Raw genomic sequence first — 2041 nt, 5'->3', positions numbered from 1 at the left:
GGGTCCTGGAAGACGCCGCCTGGTTGGGGTCGGGCTGGGTCCCTGACCCCTCGAGGTCGGTTGCCGGTGCTTCGGGCGGGCACCTTCCCGCCGCCGAGTACCGGTCGGTGTCCGTGCCCGCCCAGGGTGTTGTGGAGAGGGTGCGGCTTGAGGCCGAGTACCAGGTCCCGGCCGGGTGCAGCCTGGTGTTCCAGGTGATCGCCGACGGGGGTGCGACCTGGACGGATATCTTTCCTTTCGAGAACCTGGACGTGCCGTCGGGGAACTCTCTTGGGTATCGGGTGTTGTTTGCCAACTCTGACCCGGGTGCCACGCCGTCTGTGGGCCGCGTGAAGCTTCTCCAGATCGACCGGTACGGGGTGGCGTGCCGGGTGAGGCTGGTCCGCTGGGCGGCGCGGGAGTCTCCTGCCCCGGTCAGTTCTGGGCGGGTTCCGGGTTCTGCCTCGGAGCGCGTGGCGGGTTGCTACCGCGCCGGAGGCAACACATACATACCGCCGGAAGGGGGGGTGAAGCCCGTGCGTGGTGTCCGTGGCCGTGCCTCCGGGCCTTTCGGCGGCCGGGGCAGCCGCCGTTTCGGAGTGCGTGCGTCGTGTTGGCCCGAGGGTGCGGGGTGTGCGCGTATTCTGTTCTGTGGCGCTGGAGCTGTGCTGTGTGGCATCGGGGAAGCTGGACGCCTGTGTGTGCCCGTTTCCGGTGCCGCTCGGCGCGGCCGCGGCTGCGCTGGTGGCCCGGCAGGCGGGCTGCGGCGTGCTGGGTTTCGACGGGAGGCCCTACCGGACAGGTGAAAGCCGGGGCCTGCTGACCGCGGCGACTCCTGTCCTAGCGGGGGCTCTGCTGGGGCTGCCGTCCGGCATCCGTTGGGAGGAAGAAGTGCCAGATCCTGGTTGATGTTTTTCACGGTGTTTTCTTTATTGCGGGGGGCCTTCGTCGTGCGGGGTTTTCCTTGGACTGGCATTCGAATCCGGGCCGGCACGTGGCCGGCCTTTGTTTGTAGTGGTGTGTTGGATTTCCGGTGAGGGCGCCACTGCACTGGTGAGAGCGGTGGCTTGCTCGCGGCAGCGGTCCCTGTTGTTGCGTGGTCTACCTGAGCTGTTGTCTGGTATTTGGTGGGGGGGAACGGCAGTCGATTCGTTTTATTGTGGCGTGATGGGTTCGTTCGGGTGATTGCGTGTAAGCGAGTGCCCGCGCCCGTATCTTCGGGCTGTGGAGGTACGCCTAGTCTTGTGGTAAGAGTGGACTTGGTGTGTTGCAGGCGTAGTGATCTGGCTTATGCCACTTCAGTGCGAGTTGTGGGCCTTCGGACTTCTTTCCGTGCGGTCCGCCTCGATTTCAGGACATGGGGAGGTGATGTTCAAGGGATGTAGGAGGCTGTGCGTTTGTGTAATGCCGAAATTCCAAATAGGAGGTGAAGTTGTTGCTGAAGAGGCTGGCTGTTCTGTGCGTGGCCGTCCTGGCCGTCGCGGTTGTGCTTCCGGGCCCTGCGTTTGCCTTCAACCCGGAGGCGATGGTGGATTGTGACTTGTGGCAGAAGGAGGATGGTCCGTTCCGCTGGGCCGCTCAGGACATCAATGATGCCGTCTCGTTTGAGGTGTTCCTTGGGTGTCCCACGGGGACGCACACGTTCGAGTGGTTGGGCAAGGAGTGGACCCGTCCCAAAGGTCCCGAGTTCCGTCCCGGCGGCGAGATCACGCGGGCGGAGTTCGCCACTGCGCTGGCACGGGTGCTGGGCCATGAAGGCTGGGCCGGCCCCGTCGAGGGGTTCTCCGACGTTAAGGCGGAGGACTGGTTTGGCCCCTACGTGGGTGCTCTGGTTTCCCGGGGTGTGGTGGTGCCTGCCGAATACCCGGATGAGAAGCTTGTGCCCGGCGCGCCGATCACCCGGGCCGAGATTGCGGCCTGGGTTGCGCGCGCCGGTCTGGCGGAGGGGATTGAGGACCCGGGGACCCAGGCCGCGTTTCTCGACCTGCCGCCTGACCACCGGTACTTCCGTGAGATCAGCGTGGCCACGGGCCTGGGAATCGTCCGGGGCCATCCCGACATG

Annotated in this window: 2 protein-coding genes; both read left to right on the top strand. The window is 65.5% G+C overall.

The features are described 5' to 3' along the window. Positions 1-519 precede the first annotated feature (519 nt). The gene (locus AB1609_22395) at positions 520-888 is read left to right on the top strand and encodes a hypothetical protein (protein ID MEW6049184.1); all 369 of its coding nucleotides are present in this window, start codon (positions 520-522) and stop codon (positions 886-888) included. A gap of 526 nt (positions 889-1414) precedes the next feature. Beyond that, a partial coding sequence (locus AB1609_22390) for an S-layer homology domain-containing protein (GenBank protein ID MEW6049183.1) occupies positions 1415-2041 on the top strand: 627 nt, incomplete at its 3' end.

The organism is Bacillota bacterium (assembly GCA_040754675.1).
Taxonomy (GTDB): Bacteria; Bacillota; Limnochordia; order Limnochordales; family Geochordaceae; genus Geochorda.
The sequence above is the reverse complement of the archived record's forward strand: the minus strand, read 5'-3'. Positions and strand labels throughout refer to the sequence as shown.